The sequence below is a fragment of the Pseudomonas sp. LBUM1659 genome (assembly GCF_059716045.1).
This window is the reverse complement of record NZ_CP166797.1, coordinates 4,690,107-4,715,734: the sequence shown is the minus strand read 5'-3', so window position 1 is coordinate 4,715,734 and position 25,628 is coordinate 4,690,107. Positions and strand designations below refer to the sequence as shown.

At 58.8% G+C, this 25,628-nt stretch carries 21 protein-coding genes; 15 read left to right on the top strand and 6 right to left on the bottom strand.

Annotated elements, in window-relative coordinates:
- The first annotated feature begins 11 nt into the window (after nucleotides 1-11).
- The 6 genes from scpB to arfB all read left to right on the top strand — a co-directional run bounded on the left by scpB (nucleotide 12) and on the right by arfB (nucleotide 7,028).
- A complete protein-coding gene (scpB, locus tag ACA048_RS21355; protein ID WP_497626162.1) occupies nucleotides 12-983 on the top strand; it encodes an SMC-Scp complex subunit ScpB in 972 nt (323 codons plus the stop codon).
- Between the two features lie 282 nt (nucleotides 984-1,265).
- Nucleotides 1,266-2,552 (top strand): 23S rRNA pseudouridine(2605) synthase RluB, encoded by a 1,287-nt coding sequence (gene rluB, locus ACA048_RS21350; protein WP_497626161.1) that lies wholly within the window; start codon nucleotides 1,266-1,268, stop codon nucleotides 2,550-2,552.
- A gap of 805 nt (nucleotides 2,553-3,357) precedes the next feature.
- Nucleotides 3,358-4,779: an amino acid permease gene (locus ACA048_RS21345; RefSeq protein ID WP_497626160.1), complete on the top strand. Its 1,422-nt coding sequence runs from the start codon at nucleotides 3,358-3,360 to the stop codon at nucleotides 4,777-4,779.
- 235 nt (nucleotides 4,780-5,014) lie between these two features.
- Complete coding sequence (locus ACA048_RS21340; RefSeq protein ID WP_497626159.1) at nucleotides 5,015-5,515, top strand: Hcp family type VI secretion system effector; 501 nt, start codon at nucleotides 5,015-5,017, stop codon at nucleotides 5,513-5,515.
- Entirely contained in the window at nucleotides 5,508-6,197 is a 690-nt protein-coding gene (locus ACA048_RS21335; RefSeq protein ID WP_497626158.1) for a DUF4225 domain-containing protein, read from the top strand. Before ACA048_RS21340 ends, ACA048_RS21335 begins: the two co-directional genes overlap by 8 nt.
- A 417-nt stretch (nucleotides 6,198-6,614) precedes the next feature.
- Complete coding sequence (gene arfB / locus ACA048_RS21330) at nucleotides 6,615-7,028, top strand: alternative ribosome rescue aminoacyl-tRNA hydrolase ArfB (RefSeq protein ID WP_008010994.1); 414 nt, start codon at nucleotides 6,615-6,617, stop codon at nucleotides 7,026-7,028.
- Here the strand turns inward: arfB and ACA048_RS21325 are convergent.
- The 6 genes from ACA048_RS21325 to phhA all read right to left on the bottom strand — a co-directional run bounded on the left by ACA048_RS21325 (nucleotide 7,025) and on the right by phhA (nucleotide 11,362).
- Complete coding sequence (locus ACA048_RS21325; protein WP_497626157.1) at nucleotides 7,025-8,224, bottom strand: MFS transporter; 1,200 nt, start codon at nucleotides 8,222-8,224, stop codon at nucleotides 7,025-7,027. The genes arfB and ACA048_RS21325 overlap by 4 nt on opposite strands.
- 111 nt (nucleotides 8,225-8,335) lie before the next feature.
- The gene (locus ACA048_RS21320; RefSeq protein WP_497629911.1) at nucleotides 8,336-8,518 is read right to left on the bottom strand and encodes a hypothetical protein; all 183 of its coding nucleotides are present in this window, start codon (nucleotides 8,516-8,518) and stop codon (nucleotides 8,336-8,338) included.
- A gap of 76 nt (nucleotides 8,519-8,594) precedes the next feature.
- Nucleotides 8,595-8,726, bottom strand: a complete 132-nt coding sequence (locus tag ACA048_RS21315; protein WP_010461912.1) for a hypothetical protein — start codon at nucleotides 8,724-8,726, stop codon at nucleotides 8,595-8,597.
- Nucleotides 8,727-8,920: 194 nt separating this feature from the next.
- The gene (locus tag ACA048_RS21310) at nucleotides 8,921-10,114 is read right to left on the bottom strand and encodes an amino acid aminotransferase (RefSeq protein WP_497626156.1); all 1,194 of its coding nucleotides are present in this window, start codon (nucleotides 10,112-10,114) and stop codon (nucleotides 8,921-8,923) included.
- Nucleotides 10,114-10,470 (bottom strand): 4a-hydroxytetrahydrobiopterin dehydratase, encoded by a 357-nt coding sequence (locus ACA048_RS21305; RefSeq protein ID WP_497626155.1) that lies wholly within the window; start codon nucleotides 10,468-10,470, stop codon nucleotides 10,114-10,116. The genes ACA048_RS21310 and ACA048_RS21305 overlap by 1 nt, the downstream gene beginning before the upstream one ends.
- A 106-nt stretch (nucleotides 10,471-10,576) precedes the next feature.
- A complete protein-coding gene (gene phhA, locus ACA048_RS21300) occupies nucleotides 10,577-11,362 on the bottom strand; it encodes a phenylalanine 4-monooxygenase (protein ID WP_497626154.1) in 786 nt (261 codons plus the stop codon).
- Nucleotides 11,363-11,642: 280 nt separating this feature from the next.
- Here phhA and ACA048_RS21295 point away from each other — a divergent pair, with 280 nt between their 5' ends.
- The 9 genes from ACA048_RS21295 to ACA048_RS21255 all read left to right on the top strand — a co-directional run bounded on the left by ACA048_RS21295 (nucleotide 11,643) and on the right by ACA048_RS21255 (nucleotide 25,562).
- Entirely contained in the window at nucleotides 11,643-13,202 is a 1,560-nt protein-coding gene (locus ACA048_RS21295; RefSeq protein ID WP_497626153.1) for a sigma-54-dependent transcriptional regulator, read from the top strand.
- A gap of 254 nt (nucleotides 13,203-13,456) precedes the next feature.
- Nucleotides 13,457-14,197, top strand: coding sequence for a flagellar basal body rod protein FlgF (locus ACA048_RS21290; protein ID WP_497626152.1), 741 nt, complete (start codon nucleotides 13,457-13,459; stop codon nucleotides 14,195-14,197).
- Nucleotides 14,198-14,242: 45 nt separating this feature from the next.
- Complete coding sequence (gene flgG, locus ACA048_RS21285; RefSeq protein WP_223517029.1) at nucleotides 14,243-15,028, top strand: flagellar basal-body rod protein FlgG; 786 nt, start codon at nucleotides 14,243-14,245, stop codon at nucleotides 15,026-15,028.
- 52 nt (nucleotides 15,029-15,080) lie between these two features.
- Entirely contained in the window at nucleotides 15,081-15,776 is a 696-nt protein-coding gene (gene flgH / locus ACA048_RS21280) for a flagellar basal body L-ring protein FlgH (protein ID WP_497626151.1), read from the top strand.
- Nucleotides 15,777-15,803: 27 nt separating this feature from the next.
- Nucleotides 15,804-16,892: a flagellar basal body P-ring protein FlgI gene (locus ACA048_RS21275; protein ID WP_497629910.1), complete on the top strand. Its 1,089-nt coding sequence runs from the start codon at nucleotides 15,804-15,806 to the stop codon at nucleotides 16,890-16,892.
- Between the two features lie 11 nt (nucleotides 16,893-16,903).
- Nucleotides 16,904-18,199 carry a flagellar assembly peptidoglycan hydrolase FlgJ gene (gene flgJ, locus ACA048_RS21270; RefSeq protein WP_497626150.1) on the top strand — a complete coding sequence of 432 codons (1,296 nt, stop codon included), beginning with the start codon at nucleotides 16,904-16,906 and terminating at the stop codon, nucleotides 18,197-18,199.
- Between the two features lie 23 nt (nucleotides 18,200-18,222).
- Nucleotides 18,223-20,283 carry a flagellar hook-associated protein FlgK gene (gene flgK / locus ACA048_RS21265; RefSeq protein ID WP_497626149.1) on the top strand — a complete coding sequence of 687 codons (2,061 nt, stop codon included), beginning with the start codon at nucleotides 18,223-18,225 and terminating at the stop codon, nucleotides 20,281-20,283.
- Between the two features lie 13 nt (nucleotides 20,284-20,296).
- A complete protein-coding gene (locus ACA048_RS21260; protein ID WP_497626148.1) occupies nucleotides 20,297-21,865 on the top strand; it encodes a flagellar hook-associated protein 3 in 1,569 nt (522 codons plus the stop codon).
- Between the two features lie 124 nt (nucleotides 21,866-21,989).
- Nucleotides 21,990-25,562 carry a glycosyltransferase gene (locus ACA048_RS21255; protein ID WP_497626147.1) on the top strand — a complete coding sequence of 1,191 codons (3,573 nt, stop codon included), beginning with the start codon at nucleotides 21,990-21,992 and terminating at the stop codon, nucleotides 25,560-25,562.
- Nucleotides 25,563-25,628: the final 66 nt, after the last annotated feature.

The window sequence follows — 25,628 nt, the reverse complement described above, 5'->3', positions numbered from 1 at the left end:
CGAGTTGAATCATGAACCTGACCGAACCCCGCGAGCTGGCGCCACTGCTTGAAGCCTTTCTGTTGGCCTCGGGAAAACCGCAATCGCTTGAACGCCTGTTCGAACTGTTCGAAGAGGGCGAGCGGCCGGAGCCGCCGGTTTTCAAGAAAGCGCTGACGATATTGGCCAAGTCCTGCGATGGCCGCGCCTTCGAGCTGAAGGAAGTGGCTTCGGGCTACCGCCTGCAAATCCGCGAAAAGTTTTCGCCGTGGGTCGGGCGTTTGTGGGAAGAGCGGCCGCAGCGTTATTCCCGCGCCATGCTCGAAACCATTGCGCTGATCGCCTATCGACAGCCGATCACCCGGGGCGAGATCGAAGACGTACGGGGCGTGGCGGTCAACAGCCAGATCGTCAAGACGCTGATAGAGCGTGAGTGGATCCGCATCGTGGGCTACCGCGATGTGCCCGGCAAACCGGCGATGTTCGCGACCACCAAGGCGTTTCTCGATCACTTCAACCTGAAAAACCTCGACGATCTGCCACCGCTGGCCGAACTGCGCGAGCTGGAACCGGACCCGGTGCTCGATTTCGACGACGCGCCCGTGCCTGCCAGCCTGCAGGAATTGGCGGATGCCAGTGCCGAGCCGGAAGAACCGAAGGAAGAAACCAGTTTCCACACGTTGTTGCTGGAACTGGACACCATGGAGGAGGGGCTCAAGACCGATTTCGACGATTTGTTGCGCGATGGCGAAGTGACCGCGGTTGAGCCGGAAATCGACAGTGAACTTCAGTTCGAGCCCGAAGCCACAGTCGAAGAAGAGCCGGAGCCAGAGCTTGAAGACGACGTGCTGGGCGTCGCCGAAGCTCGCGAAAAATTATTGGCTGCCGTTGCCGCACTCGAACAACCGAAACCCGAGCCCGAGCCCGAGTTGAGCGAAGAAGAAGCCGAAGCCCGGGCACTCGCCGAAGCCATCGAAGCAGAACGCCGCGAGTTCGACGACTGACCCCAATCCTGTAGGAGCCGAGCTTGCTCGCGATGACGTCAGCACATTCACCATCAAGGTGAATGGACGTCTGCTATCGCGAGCAAGCTCGGCTCCTACATAAGCGCACGGCGCCACCGGTCGGCGGAAAGCAAGTGACTCTGCGATCATCAGCTAGTCTCTGATGCGAAATCGCCCGCATGGGCGTATGATTCGCGACCCTTCGGCGATCCCTTCGCCCAAGTGCATTGATTTACATCGCTTCAGGCAGAGCCTGAACAGACCACACCGGGAGGTGCCCAGATGAGTATCAACGACCAGAAAGACGACCAGGAAATCGGCCCAGCAGGCGAAAAACTGCAGAAAGTCCTCGCCCGTATCGGCGTCGGCTCGCGCCGTGACGTAGAAGCCTGGATCAGCCACGGCCGCATCAAGGTCAACGGCAAAGACGCCACGCTCGGTCAGCGTGTCGACATGCATGACGCCATCACCATTGATGGCAAGGTGATCAAGCGCGAAGAAGCCGCCGAGTCGGTACGCCGCGTGATCATGTACAACAAGCCCGACGGTGAAATCTGCACCCGTGTCGACCCGGAAGGCCGTCCGACCGTGTTCGACAAGATGCCGCGCCCGAAAGAAGGTCGCTGGATCAACATCGGCCGTCTGGACATCAACACCACCGGTCTGCTGATGTTCACCACCGACGGTGAGTTGGCCAACCGCCTGATGCACCCTTCCTACGAAATGGACCGTGAATACGCGGTACGTGTGCGTGGCGAAGTCGATGACGAGATGATCGAGCGTCTGAAAGCAGGCGTCGTCCTCGAAGACGGCCCGGCCAAGTTCACCGACATCAAGCAGGCGCCAGGCGGTGAAGGTTTCAACCACTGGTATCACTGCGTGGTGATGGAAGGTCGCAACCGCGAAGTTCGTCGCCTGTGGGAATCCCAAGGCCTGGTGGTCAGCCGTCTGAAACGTGTGCGTTTCGGTCCGGTGTTTCTCAACTCCGACCTGCCGATGGGTCGCTGGCGCGAAATGAGCCAGTACGAAGTCGACATTCTGAGTGCTGAAGTTGGCCTGACGCCGGTTGCGATGCCGCAGATGAACGCCAAGAGCAAAGACAAGCTCGATCGCATGCAGCGTAAATCGTCCCGTCCGATGGGCAAGACCGAGCGCGTGCGCACATTGCGTCCAGCAGCCGGCGCACAGCCAACTGTTGCACCGCGTGATACCCGTGAACCGCATATCGAAGGCGAGCGTCCAGCCCGCAAACCAGCAGCACCTCGTGCTGATGGCGAGCGTGGTCCACGCACGCCACGTCCGGCCAATGGTCGCACCGAGCGCGGCGAAGGCCGTGGTGCGCCAAGTGGCGGTCGCAGTGATCGCGGTGCTCCGGCAGGTCGTGGTGAGTCGGGTCGCGGTACGCCAGTGGCCGACCGTCCTGCTGATACCAAGCGCCCGGCCAAGCCAGCGCCGAAGAAACGCCCTGGCATCGTCCTGGTCGACAAGGACGCGCCATCGGGCAAGCGCCGCGGAGCGCCAGCCGGCTCGGGCCAGCGTCCGGGCTTTGGTCGTCGCAAGCCTGAGTAATCGGTAAGCGCTGCATAAAAAACGCCATCCCTCGGGGTGGCGTTTTTTTGGTCTGATTTTAAGTGTTGTGGTGAATGCTCGGGCCTCATCGCGAGCAGGCTCACTCCCACAGTGGACCGAGTTCCCACGGGGAAATGCGATCAAATAAGGTGGGAGCGAGCCTGCTCGCGATGACGGCAGTAGCGGCGCCGCAAGCTTCCTGTCGTCAATGTGCAGTCGTCTCGCAGACGAATCCGATCAGGAAAATATTCGTTACGGCATGTAAAGAAATCCTGACGAAATATCGCCTAAAACCCGTTGGGGTAACGCTCGCGGAACGGGTGTAAGGAAAACCTGCCGGAATCAATCTGCTGAACGATCGCCCAAGGCTCTGGCCCGCTTGTTTCGGCGGCGCCGTAAGGGTCAGATGCGCCCCATGCCTGTCGTGCAGGTGCATAACAAGAAGGAGGCGCAATGTACGCCGTGACTCATCTCCATCTCCTATCGAGGGGCGATTTTTCGATTGCTCCCGTCACTGACCTGCAAAGGTCTGACTCAATTTTTGCAGCCGCCCGAGACGCTCGGGGTGGACACAGGCAATCCCGGCAAACGACACGCTGATCAGGCGGGTCTGGTAGCAGGGGGTTACAGGTGTACAATGCGCCGCGTTTTAACTGTGACCTCCTGCGCATCAGCGCAAACCTCAAGGCTATCCGCCTTGTTCACTCCGCCACGCCACGAGTGTGTCGGGTTCGATTTCGTCACAGATAAAAACAAACAGGTGACGCATGACCGTTGTAAATACGCAGAACGTGAGACCCTTTTCATGAGTGGACAAACCTCGCAGTCAGGCGAGCTCAAACGCGGCCTGAAAAATCGCCACATTCAATTGATTGCCCTCGGTGGCGCGATCGGTACCGGCTTGTTCCTCGGCTCGGCCGGGGTGCTGAAATCCGCCGGCCCGTCGATGATCCTCGGCTACGCCATCTGCGGCTTCATTGCGTTCATGATCATGCGCCAGCTCGGCGAAATGATCGTTGAAGAGCCCGTTGCCGGTTCCTTCAGCCACTTCGCGCACAAATACTGGGGCGGTTTTGCCGGTTTCCTGTCGGGCTGGAATTGCTGGATCCTGTACATCCTGGTGGGGATGTCGGAGCTGACCGCGGTCGGCAAATACATCCACTACTGGGCGCCGGACATCCCGACCTGGGTCTCGGCAGCCGGGTTCTTCGTCCTGATCAATTTGATCAACCTGGCCAACGTCAAAGTCTTTGGCGAGGCCGAGTTCTGGTTTGCGATCATCAAGGTCGTTGCCATCGTGGGCATGATTGCCCTGGGCAGCTACCTGCTGGTCAGCGGCAATGGCGGTCCGCAAGCGTCGGTCAGCAACCTGTGGTCCCACGGTGGTTTCTTCCCCAATGGCGTCAGCGGTCTGGTGATGGCCATGGCGATCATCATGTTCTCCTTCGGTGGCCTGGAAATGCTCGGTTTCACCGCTGCTGAGGCCGACAAGCCGAAAACCGTGATCCCGAAAGCCATCAACCAGGTGATCTACCGGATCCTGATTTTCTACATCGGCGCGCTGGTCATTCTGTTGTCGCTGACGCCATGGGACAGCCTGCTGGCGACCCTGAACGCGTCGGGTGATTCCTACAGCGGCAGCCCGTTCGTGCAAGTGTTCTCGATGCTCGGCAGCAACACCGCCGCGCACATCCTCAACTTCGTGGTGTTGACTGCGGCGTTGTCGGTGTACAACAGCGGCACGTACTGCAACAGCCGTATGCTGCTGGGCATGGCCGAGCAGGGCGATGCGCCGAAGGCCTTGTCGAAGATCGACAAGCGCGGCGTGCCGGTGCGTTCGATCCTCGCCTCGGCGGCGGTGACGCTGATCGCGGTGCTGTTGAACTACCTGATCCCGCAAAACGCGCTGGAACTGTTGATGTCGCTGGTGGTTGCGACCCTGGTCATCAACTGGGCGATGATCAGCTTCTCGCACTTCAAGTTCCGCCAGCACATGAACAAAACCAAACAAACGCCGCTGTTCAAGGCGCTGTGGTACCCGTACGGGAACTACGTCTGCCTGGCGTTCGTGGTGTTCATCCTGGGCGTGATGCTGCTGATTCCGGGGATCCAGGTCTCGGTGTACGCGATTCCGGTGTGGGTCGTGTTCATGTGGATCTGCTACGGCATCAAAAACAAACGCAGCGCCCAACACGCACTGCACGCAGCAGGCTCCAGCGCGAAGTAAGCGCAGAGCGCAGAAACAACAAACCCGGCCAATGTGCCGGGTTTTTTGTTCTTGTTACGTTAACTTTAGATTGCGCTGTAATCCCGATCCTACATAAGCATTCACTGTTTACTACAGTAATTTCGGAAATCTTAAGAAATAGGTTAATGCTCGTTAATTCAGAAGCGGCCTACACCCTGCCTTATGCTTTTTTTGCGATAGTCTGGCGCTTTGAATACATCAAGGATTAGCGCTTATGGCCAGTCACAGCTACATGAGTATTACCGGTAATCGACAAGGGCTTATTTCTGCCGGCTGCTCAGGCCAAAGCTCGCTTGGTAACAAGTGCCAGTTCGCGCATAAGGACGAAATCATGGTGCTGGCTTATTCGCACGATATGGTCACCGGTAATGATGGCAGCATTGCAGGTGGTCGCGGCCAGCACAGGCCGATCATGATTACTAAAGTTATCGATAAGTCATCACCTCTATTGGCAAGTGCACTGCATGAGCGTGAAGAGGTCGAGTGTATTATCAATCTCTACCGCACCGCCTCCGCGGGCGGGCAAGAGCGATACTATTCAATCCATCTTACAGGTGCGCGTATCGCGCATATCAGCCAACAAGTTCCCCACGCTATTCGTATGAACGATGCGGAGCCGCAAGAGTTGGTGTCTATTCGGTATAGAGAGATTGCTTGGGCGCACGTGCCAGGGGCAACGAGTGCTTACAGTACTTGGGGGAATGAGGATGAATGAAGCGTCGTGCGATATTCATGATGTGACGAAGGCCGCATCCGACCTCGTTGCGGCAGGATGCAATATCGGCATGACTCATCTTCCTGACAGTTTCACGCAACTGCGGTTTAGTTCGATTATCTCAGCTTATGCCAATGAGGTTGTTCAAGCGGTTGATGAAGGGTTGATAAGTGCGTGGGAAGGGGTTCAAAAGATTCTTGGCGAGTACGAGGAGTTGTCGTCAAAAGCGCGTTTTTACCTGCAAAATGGCATTGGTATGGCGGCCGGCGTTATGCAGATTAGAACCGGTAGTGCGGCAACTGCAGCCCCCGCGGCAATTGGTGCAATACCAGGGGTATTGTTGGTTGCGCACGGCACTAATAATATCTATGAGGGTTTGGGGAATATTTATAACGGCCCAGAAGCACCGGCTACGATTGGACCTGTCAGATATATCTATCAAGCGGCATTTAAAGATTCTCGCTTGGGTAATGTAGCCTATTATTCTATTGATTTGTTTTTATCTGGGTATGGGGTGCTCAGACCAGTACAAAAGCCAGGCACGTTCGAACTGTTCAAGCGTGATCCTATGAATTATGAACAGGCTTTTCGGCAAACGGGTAAGTTGGCATTGGCTTTCGAAGCCTTGGTTGATTTTCTGACTGTGGATGCAATGCTTAAAGAAAGCTCTGCGGGTGGATGAAATGGTGGCTGCTCCGTTATTTGAACAGCGTTGTCGCAACTGGATTAAAAGCTTTCTGTTGTGATTGGCTTTTTCAGTCGGAGAGTACGATTCAAGAGGTGTGAAAGTTTATGACGCTTGAGAATATTCGATACCATTTGTCTGTCACTTGTCTGGTTCTAGGCTGCTGTGGCTTGCCGACTGGCGTAATAGTTTGGTGCATAACTGAAATAGTACCCTTGGAAGGAAAACATCTGAACATTGCTTATTCGGTAACCTACGTGACTCTCGTTTTTTTTGGTTTACGCTTTTACATTCCGAGGTTGCGTGGCCATGCATAAGCATGACTGTGGCTGTTGATCCGCGGGCAGCCGTGATCACCTGCTGTCCAACGGGCATTCGCGGTATCCTGATCACCCTGAACCCGGACGCTTTTCCATGCTGGTGATTTCCAACAACGTGCATCTGCCGGATGCCGAGATCGAGTTGACGGCCATTCGTGCCCAGGGCGCCGGCGGGCAGAACGTCAACAAGGTCTCCAGCGCCGTGCACCTGCGCTTCGACATTCCGGCCTCGTCCTTGCCCGAGTTCTACAAGGAGCGGTTGCTGGCGCTGCGCGACAGTCGCATCACCAGCGAAGGTGTGTTGATCATCAAGGCCCAGCAATACCGCACGCAGGAAGCCAATCGCGCCGATGCGCTGGAGCGGTTGACCGAGTTGATCCTCAGCGCGACCAAGGTCGAAAAGAAGCGCCGCCCGACCAAGCCGACGCTGGGTTCAAAAAAGCGTCGGCTCGAATCCAAGACCAAGCGCGGGAGCATCAAGGCCGGGCGCGGCAAGGTCGATTTTTAACGCGACTCACGCGCTTCGCGTTGCTTCGGCGCTTGCCGGTACAAGTAAACGCTCAATGCCAAACCGCTCAGCGCGGCAATCGCAGCAAACAGGAAGATCGAAGCAAAACCAAACCCGGCCGCAATGGCCCCCGCCAGTGGCCCGGTAATCCCCAGCGACAAATCAATGAACAGCGAATAAGCCCCGACGGCCGCGCCACGGCTGGAGGCGGGCACCAGGTTGACTGCTTCCACGCCCAGCGCCGGAAACACCAGCGAAAAACCGAAACCGCTCAGCGCTGCACCGGCCAGTGCCCAATGGGCATCCGGCGCCAGCCATAGCAACAGCAATCCCAGGGTTTCCACGGACAGGCAAGCGATCGCCACGCGGAACCCGCCGAGGCGGTTGATCAGGTTGCCAAACAGCAGGCGCGCGCCGATGAAACTGGCGCCGAACAAGCTCAGGCACAACACCGCGTTGTCCCAGTGTTGTGTGGCGTAATACAAGGTAATGAAGGTGGCGATGGTGCCGAAACCGATGGAGCCCAGCGCCAGGCCGCAACCGTGGGGCAGCACGCGTCCCAGTACATGCAAGAACGGCAAACGCTCACCGACCACAATCGGTGCGGCGGTTTTTGGCCAGGCCAGTGCCAGGCCCAGAACGGCCAGCAGCACAATGCTCACGCCCATGCTCCACAAGCCCAACTGATGGACCAGCAGCACGCCGAACGGCGCGCCGACGGCCAGTGCGCCGTAACTGGCGATGCCGTTCCAGGAAATCACCTTGGCGGTGTTTGCCGCGCCGACCCGGCCGATGCCCCAGCCAATCGATCCCGAGCCGACCAGGCTTTCGGCGCTGCCGAGCACCAGGCGGCCAATCAGCAGGCTGATCAGGCTCAGCATCGGCAGACTTTGGGTCCAGGCAGAAATCAGCATGAACACACCGCTCAAGCCGCAACCGGCCAGACCGTACATCACCGCCAGTTTGCTGCCCTTGTTGTCGATGATTTTGCCGGCATAAGGTCGGCTGAGCAGGGTGGCCAGGTATTGCACGCTGATCACCAGTCCGGCGATGACTGCGCCGAAACCGAGGTCGCTGTGGACGTAGCCGGGCAATACGGCCAAGGGAATGCCGATATTCAGGTAGCCGATGAAGGTAAACAGAACGATGGAAACGACTTGCAGCGTGACCGCCAGGGGGCGCTGGTTTTCAGACATGGGTAATGGTCCACGGGAAAGCAGGATAGATAGGCTGCTTATGATAGCGGTGCGAGCGGTCGCGGGTCGTGGAAAAAGTAAAACTATTTGCCGTGCGGCGTGCGGCGTGGGTCAGGGTTTGGCGGGGGCAACCAGTTGCGTCGTGACCAGGGCGGCCAAGGCGTTTTCTTGAGTGCCGAAACGGGCGAGCAGTGCGGCTTGTTTCTCGGGGGAGAGGCGATTCCAGATCTCGATCATCTTCTCGGCGGTGCCGATCAAGACGCTGGCCTGGCTTTCACTGAATTCGTCGTTCATGGAGTGGGGCTCAAGGTTCAGGCGGTGTGGAAAGCGCATGTTAGCGCTTTCCACACGGTCTGGCATTGCAGGTGTTTCAGTCTTCGCTGTCGGCCTGGCGGCGTTCAGTGGCTTCTTTGGGCTCGGGCTGTTGGGCGCCGGCTTGTTGCGTGGTTGTCTGCTCAGTTTCGTGCAGGCTTGGGAAGGGGAGATTAGGGATCTCGTGCATGTTTCGCGCTCCTCGCAAAGTCTGTTGATAGATCTGGTAGATCCGCGCTTATACAAAGCCTGGGCAGGATACAGCAGTAAAAATGACAATCAGACTTTTATATCCATTTGTTTCGACGGATGGGGTTGTCTAGACAGGTCTGTAGGTGAGAACACTGCAAAATAAATGTGGGAGCGGCGGTGCGATAGCTGGGGTTATTTGCAGACTTCGGCAATCGCCTCGGCCAGCAGATTCAGACGCGTCGCATCAATCCCCGCCACGTTGGCCCGGCCGGAGTTGACCATGTAAACGCTGTGATGATCGCGCAGCTGTTTAACCTGCTCCGCCGTCAAACCGGTGTAGGAGAACATCCCGCGTTGTACGCCAATGTGCGCAAAACGCGCGCGCAAACCATACGGTTCCAGCGCTTCGACCAGACCGTTGCGCAACTGGGCGATACGCAAACGCATTGCTTCCACTTCGTCGGCCCAGAGGCTTTTCAGCTCTGGATCGCCAAGAATGGTCGCCACCACGGCGGCACCGTGATCCGGCGGCGTCGACCACAGATTGCGGGCGATGTTGGCCAGTTGGCTGCGGATGTCCACGAGCTTGTCAGCGGTTTTTGCGCAGACAATCAGCGCGCCGGTGCGGTCGCGGTACAAACCGAAGTTCTTCGAACACGAACTGGTGATCAGCACTTCCGGCAACGCGGCGGCGAACAACCGGGTCGACCAGGCATCCTGCTCCAGACCATCGCCGAAACCCTGGTAGGCGAAGTCAATCAGCGGCAACAAATCGCGACTGCGTACGACGTCCAGCACGCGGCGCCAGTCGTCATGGGACAGATCAAAACCGGTCGGGTTGTGGCAGCAGGCGTGCAGCAGCACCACGTCGCCCTTTGGTGCTTCATTGAGCACCGCGAGCATGGCGTCGACGTCGAGGCGGTTGTCGCTGCCAACGTACGGGTAATGACTGACCTTGACCCCGGCCGCCGCGAAAATGGTTTCGTGGATCGGCCAGGTCGGGTTGCTCAACCACACGCCACGGCCCGGCAGGCACTGGGCGATGAAATCGGCGCTCAAGCGCAACGCGCCGGTGCCGCCCGGCGTCTGGGTCGCCCCAGCGCGTTGCCCGGCGATCAGCGCGGAGTCCGCACCGAGCACCAGCTCGCTGATGGCTTTGCCGAAGGCCGGCTCGCCGTGGCCACCGATGTAGGTCTTGGTGGTTTGACGATCCACCAGACGCTGCTCGGCAAGCTTCACCGATTGCGGAATCGGCGTCAGGCCTTGGGCGTCTTTATAGACACCCACGCCGAGGTCGAATTTGCGCGGGTTCGGGTCCTGCGCATAGGCTTCCATCAAACCGAGAATCGGATCGCCGGGTACTCGACCTATGGCGTCGAAATGCATTATTTGCGGCCCTCGGCGTCCTTGGCCACGTCGTCAGTGCGCGCGGCCATGATGAAGTCGTTGCGGTGCAGACCTTTGATGGAGTGGCTCCACCAGGTAACGGTAACTTTGCCCCACTCGGTCAGCAGGCCTGGGTGGTGACCTTCAGCCTCGGAGATTTCACCAACGGCGTTGGTGAACGCCAGCGCGTGTTTGAAGTTTTTGAACAGGAACTGTTTTTCCAGCTGCATCACACCGTCGCGGACTTCGATGTTCCAGTCAGGGATCTGCTTGATCAGTACCGGCAACTCTTCGTCGCTGACCTGAGGAGCATCGGCGCGGCAGGCTTCGCAGTGGGCTTGGTTCAATGTGGACATGATGAATTCCTGAAATCGAGTGTTTGGGGAAACGGTCGTCAGTGGGACTCACGCTAAACCAAAGCGTGGGTCCGTAACAGACTCACCTGATGCCAAAAGGCGCGGATCACGCAGCCTTTGGCGGAAATTTTGGTGTGTGCAAGCCCTGCTGCATGCCTTGCTTGACCATGCTCATGATGTCTTCATGAGCCACATCAAACAGACGCTTGAGGTTCGGCAAAACAAAGTACAGCGGTTGCAGGATGTCGATGCGGTACGGCGTGCGCATGCATTCCAGCGGATCGAACGTCTGATGTTCAGGTTCGTTCGACAGGCAGTAAACGGTTTCTTTTGGAGAAGAAAGAATGCCTCCGCCGTAAATGCGCAGGCCTTCAGCTGTATCGACCAGGCCGAACTCAATCGTCATCCAGTACAGGCGCGCCAGGTACACGCGTTCTTCCTTGGTCGCTTGCAGGCCAAGTTTGCCGTAGGTGTGGGTAAATTCAGCAAACCAAGGGTTGGTCAGCAGCGGACAGTGGCCAAAAATCTCGTGGAAAATGTCCGGCTCTTGCAGGTAATCAAGCTCTTCGCGGGTACGAATAAACGTCGCCACCGGAAACTGCTTGTTGGCCAGCAATTCGAAAAAAGTCTGGAAGGGGATCAGCGCCGGGACTCGGGCCACTTGCCAGCCGGTGGTTTCACCGAGAACTTTGTCAATTTCACCGAGTTGCGGAATGCGGTCGTGGGGCAGACCGAGTTTTTCGATACCGTCCAGGTATTCCTGGCACGCACGACCCTCGATCACTTTCAGTTGACGAGTGATCAGCGTGTTCCACACCGCGTGTTCTTCAGCGGGGTAGTCGATAAAACCTTGCGCATCGGGCTCGCGAGCCACGTATTGCGTCTGCTTCATGCTGCTCTCCTGCTAGGGGATCTGTTCTTGTTATGTTCTGCTATGGACCTAGAAATACCCCAAGGTGAGCGTCATTGCAGCCGGTGTTCGACGTTCCGCATAGGAAAATTCGCCATTTTTCGTAAAGTATTCGTTACGGTTTGGCCCCTAGGGCGCAGCTATTGAGATTTTCGGGTTTGAAAAGGCGTTCGGGTGTCACATAATCTTGACGACTACTTTGGCGTCGGCGCAGAAAAATCCTCGCGCGGGGCCTCGATTCCCCCTTTCTTCGGGCCTTTATATGCGTATCAAAGTCCACTGCCAGAACCGCATCGGTATCCTGCGCGACATTCTCAACTTGTTGGTGGAATACGGGATCAACGTCGCTCGTGGCGAGGTCGGCGGTGAGCATGGCAATGCGATCTACCTGCATTGCCCGAACCTGATCAACATTCAGTTCCAGGCCCTGCGTCCGAAATTCGAATCGATAGCCGGCGTATTCGGCGTCAAGCGCGTAGGGCTGATGCCCAGCGAGCGTCGGCACATGGAGCTCAATGCTTTGCTCGGTGCCCTGGAGTTTCCGGTGTTGTCGATCGACATGGGTGGCTCCATCGTCGCGGCCAACCGGGCGGCGGCGCAGTTGCTCGGGGTGCGGGTGGATGAGGTGCCGGGGATTCCGCTGTCGCGTTACGCCGAGGATTTTGATTTGCCGGAGCTGGTGCGGGCCAACAAATCACGCATCAACGGGCTGCGGGTCAAGGTCAAGGGCGACGTGTTTCTGGCCGACATCGCGCCGCTGCAATCGGAGCATGACGACAGCGAAGCCATGGCCGGTGCGGTACTGACGCTGCACCGCGCTGACCGAGTGGGCGAACGCATCTATAACGTGCGCAAGCAAGAACTGCGCGGATTCGACAGCATTTTTCAAAGCTCGAAAGTGATGGCAGCGGTAGTGCGCGAAGCCCGCCGCATGGCGCCTTTGGATGCGCCGCTGTTGATAGAAGGCGAAACCGGCACCGGCAAAGAATTGTTGGCGCGCGCCTGTCACTTGGCTAGCCCTCGTGGGCAATCTCCATTAATGGCGCTCAATTGCGCCGGTTTGCCCGAGTCGATGGCCGAGACCGAATTGTTTGGTTACGGCCCCGGCGCCTTCGAAGGCGCTCGCGCCGAAGGCAAGCTTGGTCTGCTGGAGCTGACGGCGGGCGGTACGCTGTTTCTCGATGGCGTGGGGGAAATGAGCCCGCGCTTGCAGGTGAAATTGCTGCGCTTCCTACAGGACGGTTGCTTCCGGCGTGTGGGCAGTGATGAAGAGGTTTATCTGGATGTGCGGGTGATCTGCGCAACCCAGGTGGATTTGTCCGAGCTGTGCGCGCGAGGCGAGTTTCGCCAGGATCTGTATCACCGCTTGAACGTGCTTTCGCTGCACATACCGCCACTGCGTGAATGCCTCGATGGTTTGACGCCGCTGGTGGAGCACTTCCTCGACCAGGCCAGCCGGCAGATCGGTTGCCCGCTGCCGAAACTGGCGCCGGCCGCGATGGAGCGGCTCAGTCATTACCATTGGCCGGGCAATGTCCGGCAATTGGAAAACGTGTTGTTCCAGGCGGTTTCGTTGTGCGAGGGCGGGACGGTCAAGGCCGAACATATTCGTCTGCCGGATTACGGTGTGCGTCAGCCCCTTGGCGATTTTTCGCTGGAGGGTGGGCTGGATGCGATTGTCGGGCGCTTTGAGAAAGCGGTGCTGGAGCGGTTGTATTCCGAGCATCCGAGCAGTCGGCAGTTGGGCAAGCGGTTGGGGGTTTCGCATACGACCATTGCCAACAAGTTGCGTGAATATGAAGTCGGCAAAGAGCCTGGCTGATTGGCTTTTGTGGTGAGGGGGCAAGCCCCCTCGCCACAGGGTTTTGCGTTGGCTGCAAGGGCCGACAGTTGCCACCCACCGGCATAACACCGCCGGTTTTTCGACTTTGACACAATCCCCCATTCCCCTCTGAAACCCTTCAAGTCCTTTGTTTGCCGGGCCTGGCACCGCCAAAAAAAAGTTGGTCTGCAAATTGCTTATTGCTCCGCAGTACAGCGGTGGGCGGCAAACGTCCGGCATGCAGAGGAAAGAGCGTGGACAAGTACCTTTATGTGGCAATGACCGGCGCCAGCCAGAATGCACTGGCGCAGAAGGCTCATGCCAACAACCTGGCAAACATCTCCACCAACGGTTTTCAGAAGGACCTGGAACAGGCCCGTTCGATGCCGGTGTTTGGTGACAGCTTTCCGGCGCGTGCGTTTGCCATGACCGAGCGCCCGGCCACCGACTTCTCCCCTGGTTCGCTGGTTGAAACCGGTCGCGACCTCGATGTCGCGGTGCAAGGCAACGGCTGGATTGCCGTGCAGACTCCCGATGGCGCTGAAAGCTATGTGCGCACCGGCAGCCTGAACGTGGACGCCCTGGGCGTGCTGCGTGCTGGCAACGGTATGCCGGTGATGGGCAATGGCGGACCAATCGCCGTGCCACCCGAGCAGCAAATCGAAGTGGGTGAGGACGGCACCATCAGCATCCGTGCGATGGGCGAAGGCCCGCGCGTGATGGCTGAAGTCGATCGCATCAAGCTGGTCAACCCTGACCTGAAGAACATGACCAAAGGCCTGGATGGTTCGATCCACACCAAGGACGGCAAGCCGGCGCAAGCCGATTCCGGCGTCAAACTGGTATCCGGGTTCCTGGAGTCGAGCAACGTAAATGCCGTGGAAGAAATGACCTCGGTGCTGGCGCTGGCCAAGCAGTTCGAGCTGCACATCAAGATGATGAACACCGCCAAAGACGATGACCAGGCCATGGCTCGGGTCTTGCAGATCAGCTAATTATCAGAACGTCGCGCCGTAAAACAGGCGCACGAGGAGAATCGAATGCTTCCGGCTCTATGGGTTGCCAAAACAGGTCTGTCCGCCCAGGACACTAACCTGACCACCATTTCCAACAACCTGGCCAACGTGTCGACCACGGGTTTCAAACGTGACCGCGCCGAGTTCCAGGACTTGCTCTATCAGATCAAACGCCAGCCAGGCGCCCAGTCGACCCAGGACAGCGAACTGCCGTCGGGCCTGCAAGTGGGTACCGGTGTGCGCATCGTCGGCACCCAGAAAAACTTCACCGCCGGCAGCCTGCAAACCACCGAGCAGCCGCTTGACCTGGCCGTCGACGGTCGCGGTTTCTTCCAGATTCTGCAGCCGGACGGCACCACGTCTTACACCCGTGACGGTACGTTCCACCTCGATTCCAACGGGCAGGTCGTCAACGCCAGTGGCTTCGCCCTGGAACCGGCCATCGTTATTCCCAACGAAGCACAGACCTTTACGGTCGGTCGCGACGGTACCGTGTCCATCACCGTTCCGGGTAACCCGGCCAGCCAGGTGATCGGCAACCTGCAAACCGCTGACTTCATCAACCCGGCCGGTCTGCAAGCCGTGGGTAACAACCTGTTCCTGGAAACCGCTGCCAGCGGCGCACCGCAAGTCGGTACACCGGGCCTGAACGGTTTCGGTACCACGCTGCAGAACACCCTGGAAACTTCCAACGTCAGCACCGTTGAGGAGATGGTCAACATGATCACCACTCAGCGCGCTTACGAGATGAACTCCAAAGTGATCTCCACCGCCGATCAGATGCTCTCGTTCGTAACGCAGAATCTGTAATCAAGTCTATGAGGCGGTCATGCGGTCGCCTGCAACACCGTGAGGTAGGGTCATGAATCGCTTTGTATCTGTTCTGGCACTGAGTGGGGCTGTTGTGCTCGCGGGCTGCGTCCCTGTGACGCCCAAGCCCAATGACCCTTATTACGCCCCGGTGTTGCCGCGCACACCGTTGCCGGCTGCCGCGAACAATGGCTCGATTTACCAGGCCGGTTTTGAACAGAACCTGTACACCGACCGCAAGGCGTTCCGGGTGGGCGACATCATCACCATTACCTTGAACGAGAGGACCCAGGCCAGCAAAAACGCCAACTCGCAAATTGGCAAGAACAGCAAGGCCAACATTGCCCTGACCTCGCTGTTCGGCTCAACGCCCAACACCAATAACCCGTTCGGCAGTGGTGACCTGACGCTGGACGCCAGCTATGAAGGCGACCGCGCGACCAAGGGTGACAGCAAGGCGGCGCAGGGCAACACCCTCGTGGGCTCGATCACGGTCACCGTCGCTGATGTATTGCCCAACGGCATCATCGCAGTACGGGGCGAGAAGTGGATGACCCTCAACACCGGCGATGAGCTGGTGCGGATTGCCGGGCTGGTACGCTCCGATGACATCTCGACCGACAACACGGTCTCGTCGACCCGTGTCGCCGATGCACGCATCACCTACTCGGGCACCGGTTCGTTTGCCGATGCGAGTCAGCCAGGCTGGTTCGACCGTTTCTTCCTCAGCCCGCTGTTCCCTTTCTAGGTGGCCAGTTTGAATCTTAAACACCTCATGGTGGCCGCCTTGATGTTGTCTGCCGCGTTCAACGCGCAGGCCGAGCGGCTGAAGGATATCGCCAGTATTTCTGGCGTGCGCTCCAACCAATTGATCGGCTACGGCCTGGTGGTCGGGCTTAACGGCACGGGTGACCAGACGACGCAGACGCCCTTCACCCTGCAGACCTTCAACAACATGCTCTCGCAGTTCGGCATCAAGGTGCCGCCGAATTCGGGTAACGTGCAGTTGAAGAACGTTGCAGCGGTATCGATCAGTGCGGAACTGCCAGCGTTTGCCAAACCGGGTCAGCAGGTCGACATCACCGTTTCCTCCATCGGGAACTCCAAGAGCCTGCGCGGCGGCACCTTGTTGCTGACGCCGCTCAAAGGTATCGACGGCAACGTCTACGCCATCGCTCAGGGCAACCTGGTGGTGGGCGGTTTTGATGCGGAAGGTCGTGACGGTTCGAAGATCACTGTCAACGTTCCGTCTGCGGGTCGTATCCCCGGTGGTGCGTCGGTCGAGCGTTCAGTGCCAAGCGGTTTCAACCAGGGCAATAGCCTGACGCTGAACCTCAACCGTTCGGACTTCACCACCGCCAAGCGCATCGTCGACAAGATCAACAACTTGCTCGGCCCTGGCGTTGCCCAGGCCATTGATGGCGGTTCGATTCGCGTCAGCGCACCCCTTGATCCAAGCCAGCGCGTCGACTACCTGTCGATCCTGGAAAACCTTGAAGTCGATCCGGGTCAGGCGGTGGCGAAAGTCATCATCAACTCGCGCACCGGCACCATCGTGATCGGCCAAAACGTCAAGGTTTCGCCAGCCGCCGTGACTCACGGCAGCCTGACCGTGACCATCACCGAAGACCCGATTGTCAGCCAGCCTGGCCCTCTGTCCAACGGTCAGACGGCCGTTGTGCCGCGCTCGCGGGTTAACGCGGAGCAAGAAGCCAAGCCTATGTTCAAGTTCGGCCCGGGCACCACCCTCGACGAAATCGTCCGTGCGGTGAACCAGGTCGGCGCGGCGCCGGGTGACTTGATGGCAATCCTTGAAGCATTGAAACAGGCTGGCGCATTGCAAGCCGACCTGATCGTGATCTAAGGGCGGCCGTCATGGATATGCGCAAGAGCGGTCTGGTCAGCAGCAGCGACTCCGGTTCCTATTCGGACTTGAATCGCTTGAACCAGCTGAAGGTGGGCGACAAGAACAGCGACGGCAACATGCGCAAGGTGGCGCAGGAGTTCGAATCGCTGTTCCTCGGAGAAATGCTCAAGTCCATGCGTTCGGCCACCGAAGCGTTGGGCCAGGGCAATCCGCTCAACACTCCAGCGGCCAAGCAATACCAGGAAATGTACGACCAGCAGTTGGCCATTTCCATGTCTCGCGAAGGCGGTGGTATTGGTCTGGCAGACGTGCTGATGCGTCAGATGTCGAAGAACAAACCGCTGGCGCCGGGTGAGGCGGCGGCCATGTCCGCTGCCAAGCAGGAAGCGGCGAAAGCGGCGGTGGCGACGCCGATCGCGGCAGGCACTGTGGCCACCGACGGTCCGCTGTCGCGGCTCAATGGTCAGCGTCCGTTGTGGGCGTCGCGTTCAGTGAAAGCGCCGACAGGCGAGGGCACACATCGCAATGACATGGAGCTGATCAATCAGCGCCGTCTGGCCTTGCCGCCGAAACTGGCGGATCGCTTGCTCGCCGGTTTGGTGCCGTCGGCCACGACCACCGCGACCGCCAACAACCCCTTGTTGCCTGAGCGAGGCGCCGCGACGCCGACGGTCGCGACCGGTGCCGGCCCGCTGTTCAACGGCGATTGGCTGGCCTCGCAAACAGACACCAAATCGAGCGGGCGCCTGCAGGTTTACGGTCGTGCCATGGCGCAAATTCCCTTGGCGCCGCCGAAGAAAGCCTTCAGTTCTGCCGACGAATTCGTCAACACCATGCTGCCCATGGCCAAGGAGGCGGCCGAGCGTATTGGCGTCGATCCGCGTTACCTGGTGGCCCAGGCCGCCCTGGAAACCGGTTGGGGTAAATCGGTCATGCGTGCCCAGGATGGCAGCAGCAGCCACAACCTGTTCGGCATCAAGGCCGGCAGCAGTTGGAACGGCGATTCGGCGCGAGCAATCACCAGCGAATTCAGGAATGGCGAGATGGTCAAGGAGACGGCCGAGTTCCGTTCTTATGGCTCCTACAAAGACAGCTTCCATGACCTGGTGACTTTGTTACAAACCAATAATCGCTATCAAGATGTCGTGAAGTCTGCCGATAACCCAGAACAGTTTGTACGCGAGTTGCAGAAGGCCGGGTATGCAACCGACCCGGATTACGCCAGCAAGATCTCGCAGATCGCCAAGCAGATGACGAGTTACCAAAACTACGCTGCAGCGGGCGCTTCCACTACGCCTTTATAGGCACAAGGCATAAGGTCTGAACCATGAGTTTGCTCAATATCGGGATGTCGGGTCTGGCCGCAGGCCAATCCTCGTTGATGACTACCGGCAATAACATTGCCAACGCCGACACCGCCGGTTACTCACGCCAGCAAACCGTGCAGGGCAGCAAAGCCTCGAATCAGTTCGGCAACGTCTACATCGGCAGCGGTACGACCCTGGCCGATGTGCGTCGCGTCTACAACAGCTACCTCGATGCGCAATTGCAAACCACCACCTCGCTCAACAGCGATGCGGCCGCGTACGCCGGGCAGATCAGCCCGCTCGACGCCTTGTTGTCGGACAGCGGCACCGGCCTCAACGGCGCGCTGACCAAGTTCTTCGCTTCGGTGCAGAACGTCAACGCCAAGCCGGGTGACGATGCGTCCCGTCAACTGCTGCTCAGCGATGCCCAGGCCTTGAGCAACCGTTTCAACTCAGTGTCCGCCCAGTTGACCGCGCAGAACGCGAGCATCAACGGCAACCTGACAAGCATGGCCGATCAGGTCAACAAACTGGCCGCCACCGTGGCGCAGTTGAACCAGAAAATCTCCGAGGTTTCCAAGGCCGGCGGCATGCCGAACGAGCTGCTCGACGCTCGCAATGAAACCGTGCGTCAGCTCTCCACCTTCACTGGCGCGCAGGTCATCGAGCGCGACGGTAACCTTGATGTTTACCTGGGCAGCGGTCAGCCGCTGGTCATGGGCGGCACTGCCAGCACGCTGCAAGTGGTGCCGAGCCAGGCCGATCCATCGCGCATGGGCATTCAGCTGAACCGTGGTTCGAGCACCGTCGACATCACCTCGGTGATGACCGGTGGCGAGATCGGCGGTCTGCTGCGCTATCGCAGTACCGTACTGGATCCGGCCATGAACGAACTGGGTCGCGTGGCCCTGGTCGTCGCCGATCAGATGAACAGCATCCAGGCCCAGGGCATCGACAAGAACGGTGAGTTCGGTTCGAACCTGTTCAACAGCATCAACAGTGCCGCACAGATGGCCAACCGCAGCGTCGCCACCGTCGGTAACAGCGCCGGTTCCGGCAACTTTGATGTGAGCATCGAGGACAGCGGCAAGCTGACCATCAACGATTACAAAGTCACCTTCACCAGCGGCACCGACTTCACCGTGCAGCGTCTGCCGGACGGTACGTCCATGGGCGCGTTCAGCACCCTGACCACGCCGCCGCCGGTGATCGATGGTTTCTCGTTGACGCTCGGCGGTGGTACGGCTGCCGCCGGTGACACGTTCAAGATCACGCCGACCCGCAACGCCGCGACGAACATCAAAACCGAGATGACCGACTCCAAACGTCTGGCGATAGCGGCACCGTTGAGTGCGGCGATTGCGCCGGGCGGCAGTGGCACGCTGACGATTCCAGCCAGCGGTCAGCCGACCCTGACCACGAAGTTCGACATCTACGACGCGACCACCACCACCGCGATGCAGAACGGCCTGAAAAACTCCACGCCGACCAAGGTGGTGTTTGGCGATGTTTCTGCCGACGGCACCAGCCAGACCTATCAGTTTCTGGATGCCAAGGGCGGGGTTATCAGCAGTGGCACCATCAAGCCTGGTGAGAACAACACCCTGAACTTGACTGTTGCGCTCAAGGACGCCAGTGGGGCACCGATCCCGCCTGCCCCCGCCACGCAATACACCGTCAGCTTCGACATGACCGTGGCCGGCTCGCCGGGCAAAGGCACCGCGATCAACGTCTCGCTCAGCCAACCGGGTAGCCTGGATAACCGTAACGGTACAACGCTGGCCGGTTTGCAAACCGCACAGACCGTGGACACCGGTTCGGCGAGCAAGGGTATTTCCCTGAACGACGCCTACGGCAAACTGGTCGAGGGTGTGGGTTCCAAGGCTGCCCAGGGCAAGCTCGACAGCGCCGCGACCACCGCAATCCTGGCCAATGCCAAGGGTGCCCGCGACTCGCTGTCCGGTGTCGACCTCGATGAGGAAACCGGCAACCTGGTCAAATATCAGCAGTACTACACCGCGTCTTCGCAGATCATCAAGGCTGCGCAAGAAATCTTCAGCACACTGATCAACAGTCTTTAAGGAGTCGTAGCCCATGCGCATTTCTACCGCCCAGTTTTACGAGTCCTCGGCTGCCAATTACCAGAAGAACTTCGCCAACGTGGTCAAGAGCAGCGAAGAAGCCAGCAGCCTGGTTCGCGTGAATACCGCGGCCGATGATCCGGTCGGCGCTTCGCGCTTGCTGCAATTGGGTCAGCAGGCTTCGATGCTTGGTCAGTTCTCGAACAATATGACCACCATCAAAGGCACGCTTGGCCAGACCGAAGCGGTCATGACCAGCATCAACAACGTGCTGCAGCGCGCCAAGGAACTGGCCCTGGGCGCCGGCAACGCCGGTTATACCGACGCTGACCGCCAGGCCAACGCCACTGAGCTGGGTCAGATCGAAGAGCAGCTGCTGAGCCTGATGAACACCAAGGACGAAAACGGCAAATACATCTTCGCTGGATCCAAGGGCGATATCGCACCGTTCTCGCGTAATACCGATGGCAGCTACACCTACAACGGTGATCAGGTCACGCTGGATCTGCCGATTGGCGATACCCAGTCGATGGCCACCAACAGCACCGGTTGGGACGTGTTCCAGCAAGCCATCAATACCAGCCGCACCCAGACTACAATGACCGCGCCAACCGTTGATGACGGTCGTGTGGTGCTTTCCAACGGTCAGGTGGGCTCCGACGTTACCTACAACGCCAAATTCCGTAGTGGCGAGCCGTACACGGTGAATTTCATCAGCGACACGCAGCTGCAAATCACCGACTCGCTGGGCAACGATGTCACCGCCGAGGCTAGTCAGAACGGCGTGTTCAGTTCCACCGGTGGTGCGGCCACACAGACTGTCAATTTCCGTGGCGTCGATCTGAAGTTGAACATTAACCTGAAAGCGGGTGACGTTCCGGGTACGGTGATCACCGGGCACAGTTTCGCCCTGGCGGCCAAGCCGGACAGCTTCAATGCGTCCCGCAGCCCAGGTAACCCCTCGACGGCGCTGGTCACCGGGACGGCGGTCACCAATAGCACCGACTACCACGCCAGTTTTCCGGATGGCGGCGCGATCCTCAAGTTCACCAGTGCCACGGATTACGATTTGTATGCCGCGCCTCTGACCGCTGACAGCAAGCCGGTTTCCAGCGGCACAATGGCGGGTTCCACGGCAACAGCATCAGGTGTCTCCTTTACCCTGGGCGGTACGCCGGCGGCGGGAGACCAGTTTTCCGTTGTGGTCAATACTCACCAGACGCAGAACGTTCTGGACACTGTCAATCAGTTGAAAACAGCACTGTCGACGCCGACCAACAATGATCCGATAGCCATCCAGAAACTGAACGCGGCGGTCGGCTCGGGTATTGGCAACTTGGCCAGTGGCATCGACCAGTTGGCGTCGGGTCTCAGCTCCGTGGGTGGTCGCGGTGCATCATTGGACACCCAGGCTGAAATCAACCAGAGCCTGGCACTGGCCAACACCCAGACTCAGTCGTCGATTCGCGACTCCGATCCGGCCGAAGTGATGTCCCGCCTGACTCTGCAGCAAACCATGCTTCAAGCTTCGCAACTGGCGTTCAGTAAAATCACTCAGTTGGGGTTGTTCAATAAAATCTGAGTCCATGCCCTTGCGATGTTGTCGCGAGGGCTTAAGGCTGCTGAGTGCAAACCGTCTTTTTTCAGCGGTTCCGGGAGCTCTACTCACTTAGAGTGAGGTCCCGCCGCTCGAGAGTTCCCCCGCCGTGAAACCAGCTCCTCTTGTCACCATCGCCATCCCCGCCTTCAACCCACAGTTCTTCCAGACGGCACTGCAAAGTGCGCTGAGTCAGACCTACACCAATCTTGAAGTGATCGTCTGCGATGACAGTGGTGGTGACGAGATCCGCGAGATCGTCGATGCCTGTGAGGCGCCTGTCGCGATTCGCCTGCGCTATGTGCGCAATCCGCAGCGCTTGGGTTTTCAGGCCAACCTCATGGCCTGTGCGCAAGAGGCCAGCGGTGACTATCTAAAGTTGCTGTGTGACGACGACCAGTTACTCCCTGAATGCATCGCTCAGCAGATCGTCGGCTTCATCGACCACGAAGACGTCAACCTGGTGATTGGCCAGCGGCAGTTTTACGACGGTGATTCCATCCTGCTTTCCGAGCGAGTGGAAAATTGCTGCTTTTCCACGGGTGTCACCTTGTTCAAGGGCGAGGATCTGCTGGGGATACTGGAAAGCACCCAAGTCAACTTCCTCAGTGGCCTTAGCGGGGCGTTGTTGCGAATCCGGCATGCGCTGGAATATTTGCCGGCCCTGACTCAGATTGGCGAGGGGTTTATCGCTCGTCTGGACTTCGCCTTGTTCGCCTGTCTGCTACGGCGTGGCAATCTGGTGGTGGTGAGTCAAGTGTTGAGCCTCGAGCGTTTGCATCCGGCGCGGCTAAGTAATCAGATGCCAGTCAAGGCGGCGGTAACGACAGAGCTCGACTGGCTCAAGCAAATGCTTGCCTTGCGCAGTGGTGATCCGGCGCCTGCGCCGGGCTGGGTACGTTATCTGGCACTGGCCGATGCGATTGAGCGGCAAGCTTATGCTTGGGAAGAAACCAGTCTTGGCCGGCAATTGGGCTTCATTCAAACGGTGGTGCACTCCCGGGTAGGCGACGAGTGCGACAGCTTTACCGATATGTACCGGGAATGGCTGTCCTGCCGTCGTTTGAGCTCGGCCCAGCAGCGTTTGCTCGAGGCTCGTTTGCAGAGTTGGAGCTGGCGTCCGCGCATCGTGCCGATTGTTCTCGACACCGAAGGCGATGTTCCGGCTCTGGAGGAGACGCTCAAGAGTATTCGTCAGCAAACCTATGCCGCCGAGCAAGTGGTTGTGCTGTCCGATTCGCAGCACGCATCGTGCGACGGCGTTCGTCATGTGCGACTGGAGGATGATCCGGTTACCCAGTTCAATCGCTTGCTCGCCCAACTGGACAACGCAGACTGGATCTATCTGGTTCGGGCGGGCGATCGCTTGAATGAACTGGCTTTATTGTTGCTGGCAGAGCGCATGGTTGAAATGCCTGACGTGCGCTGCCTCTACAGTGACGAGGGCGGATTGCGCGATGAGGTATCGATCGAGCCTGTGTTTAAACCGGATTTCAACCTGGATCTGATGCGCAGCTATCCCTATGTCGGCCGGGTGCTGGCCCTGCAGCGGCAGCGGATTATCGAGCTTGGCGGCATGGCAGACGGTTTTGGCGAGCTGGGTGTGCATGATCTGGTCTGGCGCCTGGTGGAGAGTAACGGGCCGCATGCTATCGGGCATGTTGCCGAAGTCCTTGTGGAATCCGCGTTGCGCCTGTCCCAGTGGCTGACGCAGCCGCAGGTTATCCAACAGAACCCGCGCGTGCTGGCAGCGCATCTGGAGCGAATCGGCGCACCGCACCGAATCCGCTCCGGCAGCCAGCCGCTGATCAACCGTGTGGATTATCTGCACGATCAGCCGGCCATGGTTTCGATCATCATTGCGACCCGCAATGAATTCGGCTCTCTGGAGCGTTGCGTCGAAAGCCTGTTGGAGAAAACCGCTTGCACTCGATATGAGCTCCTCATTGTCGACAACGCCAGCACGGCTGACGATGCCTGCAACTGGCTGTCGGCCATGGAGCAAATGGGCAGTGACAAACTGCGGGTGTTGCGCTGTGATCATGGCGACAATCTGGCGGCAGTGCAGAACTTCGCTGCCGGCCACGCCCGCGGCGACTATCTGTTGCTTCTCAGTCCCTACAGTGTCGTTGTCAATCCTGATTGGCTCGACGAGTTGCTCAATCACGCGCAGCGTCCGGAAGTCGGTGTGGTCGGCGGTCGGCTACTGAACCCGCAAGGGCGTATCGAGGGGACGGCCCTGGTGCTGGGGTTGCGGGGCGCCGTTGGTATTCCCAATCGTGGTGAGCCGCTCAACACGTCGGGTTACATGCAGCGCCAGCAGACGGTGCAGAATTTCAGTGCCGTGGGCATCGATTGCCTGCTTGTGCGCAAGAAGGTATTCGATGATCTGCGCGGCCTGGACGAGAACGATCTGTCACAGGCACTCAATGGTGCTGACTTTTGCCTGCGTGTGAAGCAAAGCGGATACCTGGTGGTATGGACTCCCTACGCCGAATTGATGCGAGTGGTTCCATCCTTTGTCTCCAATCCCGCTCCCGCGGTGATGCAGGCCGAGCAAAAAGGTTTTTACCAGCGATGGTTGCCAATGGTGGCCAGGGATCCGGCCTACAACCCCAATCTGAGTCTGGGCACCACGAACTTCAGCCTGGATCCGGGATTCAAGGATGGCTGGGACCCGTTCTCGCGTCAGCTGTTGCCCAAGGTTCTGGCGATTCCAATCAATACGACTGCTGTGGGCCATTACCGGGTCACTCAGCCGTTCCTTGAGTTAGAGGCGGCCGGGCGTGTGGTGGGGCACCTGACTTATCAGGCGCCGACGGATATTGAGCTCGAGCGGCGTTCTCCCGATGTGATTGTGTTGCAGGGGCGCTATAGCCTGGGCGCGGTCAATGAGGTCGAGCGAATCAAAAACTGTTCTCGCGCTTTCCGGATCTACGAACTTGACGATTATGTGATTGACGTTCCGAAAAAGAACGCACACCTGCGCAAGGCGGAGGTCGGGGTCGATAAAATAGTTCGCCGTGGCATAGGGCTGTGTGATCGGGTTGTGGTCTCGACCCAGCCTTTGGCCGATGCATTACGCGACATGCATCACGATATCCGGGTCGTCCCGAACATGCTTGCGCCGCACCTCTGGGTCGGGCTCACGAGTCAGCGCCGCACCTCTCGCAAGCCTCGCGTGGGTTGGGGCGGCGGGACGAGCCATGATGGAGATCTGGCCATCATTGCGGACGTGGTGCGCCTGCTTGCCAACGAAGTCGAATGGGTGTTCTTCGGCATGTGTCCAGAGGCTTTGCGCCCGTTTGTCCATGAGTTCCATCCCAGCGTCGGCCTGCAGGCCTACCCTGCCAAACTGGCCAGTCTGAACCTTGACCTGGCCTTGGCACCGCTGGAGTTCCACATCTTCAACGACTGCAAGAGCAATCTGCGTCTGCTGGAGTACGGCGCCTGTGGTTACCCGGTGATTTGCACCGACACAGAAGCCTATCGCGGCTATCTGCCCTGCACCAAGGTCGTGAGCAACAGCACCGTGGAATGGCTTGAGGCAATCCGCATGCACCTGTCCGACCCTGATGCGAGCTATCGCATGGGCGATGCGCTGCGTGAGGAAGTGCTGCGCGATTACATGCTCAAGGGCAACAATATCAACTACTGGGCCGAGGGCTGGTTGCCCAACTGATTGAACATGATGGATGTACACCCGCAGGCGGCCTTGGGCCGCCTTTTTTGCGCCTGCGATTCGGGT

Coding starts and splice junctions, on each gene's coding strand:
- scpB (WP_497626162.1), top strand. CDS start 12: ATGAACCTGACCGAACCCCGCGAGCTGGCGCCACTGCTTGAAGCCTTT.
- rluB (WP_497626161.1), top strand. CDS start 1,266: ATGAGTATCAACGACCAGAAAGACGACCAGGAAATCGGCCCAGCAGGC.
- ACA048_RS21345 (WP_497626160.1), top strand. CDS start 3,358: ATGAGTGGACAAACCTCGCAGTCAGGCGAGCTCAAACGCGGCCTGAAA.
- ACA048_RS21340 (WP_497626159.1), top strand. CDS start 5,015: ATGGCCAGTCACAGCTACATGAGTATTACCGGTAATCGACAAGGGCTT.
- ACA048_RS21335 (WP_497626158.1), top strand. CDS start 5,508: ATGAATGAAGCGTCGTGCGATATTCATGATGTGACGAAGGCCGCATCC.
- arfB (WP_008010994.1), top strand. CDS start 6,615: ATGCTGGTGATTTCCAACAACGTGCATCTGCCGGATGCCGAGATCGAG.
- ACA048_RS21325 (WP_497626157.1), bottom strand. CDS start 8,224: ATGTCTGAAAACCAGCGCCCCCTGGCGGTCACGCTGCAAGTCGTTTCC.
- ACA048_RS21320 (WP_497629911.1), bottom strand. CDS start 8,518: ATGAACGACGAATTCAGTGAAAGCCAGGCCAGCGTCTTGATCGGCACC.
- ACA048_RS21315 (WP_010461912.1), bottom strand. CDS start 8,726: ATGCACGAGATCCCTAATCTCCCCTTCCCAAGCCTGCACGAAACTGAG.
- ACA048_RS21310 (WP_497626156.1), bottom strand. CDS start 10,114: ATGCATTTCGACGCCATAGGTCGAGTACCCGGCGATCCGATTCTCGGT.
- ACA048_RS21305 (WP_497626155.1), bottom strand. CDS start 10,470: ATGTCCACATTGAACCAAGCCCACTGCGAAGCCTGCCGCGCCGATGCT.
- phhA (WP_497626154.1), bottom strand. CDS start 11,362: ATGAAGCAGACGCAATACGTGGCTCGCGAGCCCGATGCGCAAGGTTTT.
- ACA048_RS21295 (WP_497626153.1), top strand. CDS start 11,643: ATGCGTATCAAAGTCCACTGCCAGAACCGCATCGGTATCCTGCGCGAC.
- flgG (WP_223517029.1), top strand. CDS start 14,243: ATGCTTCCGGCTCTATGGGTTGCCAAAACAGGTCTGTCCGCCCAGGAC.
- flgH (WP_497626151.1), top strand. CDS start 15,081: ATGAATCGCTTTGTATCTGTTCTGGCACTGAGTGGGGCTGTTGTGCTC.
- ACA048_RS21275 (WP_497629910.1), top strand. CDS start 15,804: ATGGTGGCCGCCTTGATGTTGTCTGCCGCGTTCAACGCGCAGGCCGAG.
- flgJ (WP_497626150.1), top strand. CDS start 16,904: ATGGATATGCGCAAGAGCGGTCTGGTCAGCAGCAGCGACTCCGGTTCC.
- flgK (WP_497626149.1), top strand. CDS start 18,223: ATGAGTTTGCTCAATATCGGGATGTCGGGTCTGGCCGCAGGCCAATCC.
- ACA048_RS21260 (WP_497626148.1), top strand. CDS start 20,297: ATGCGCATTTCTACCGCCCAGTTTTACGAGTCCTCGGCTGCCAATTAC.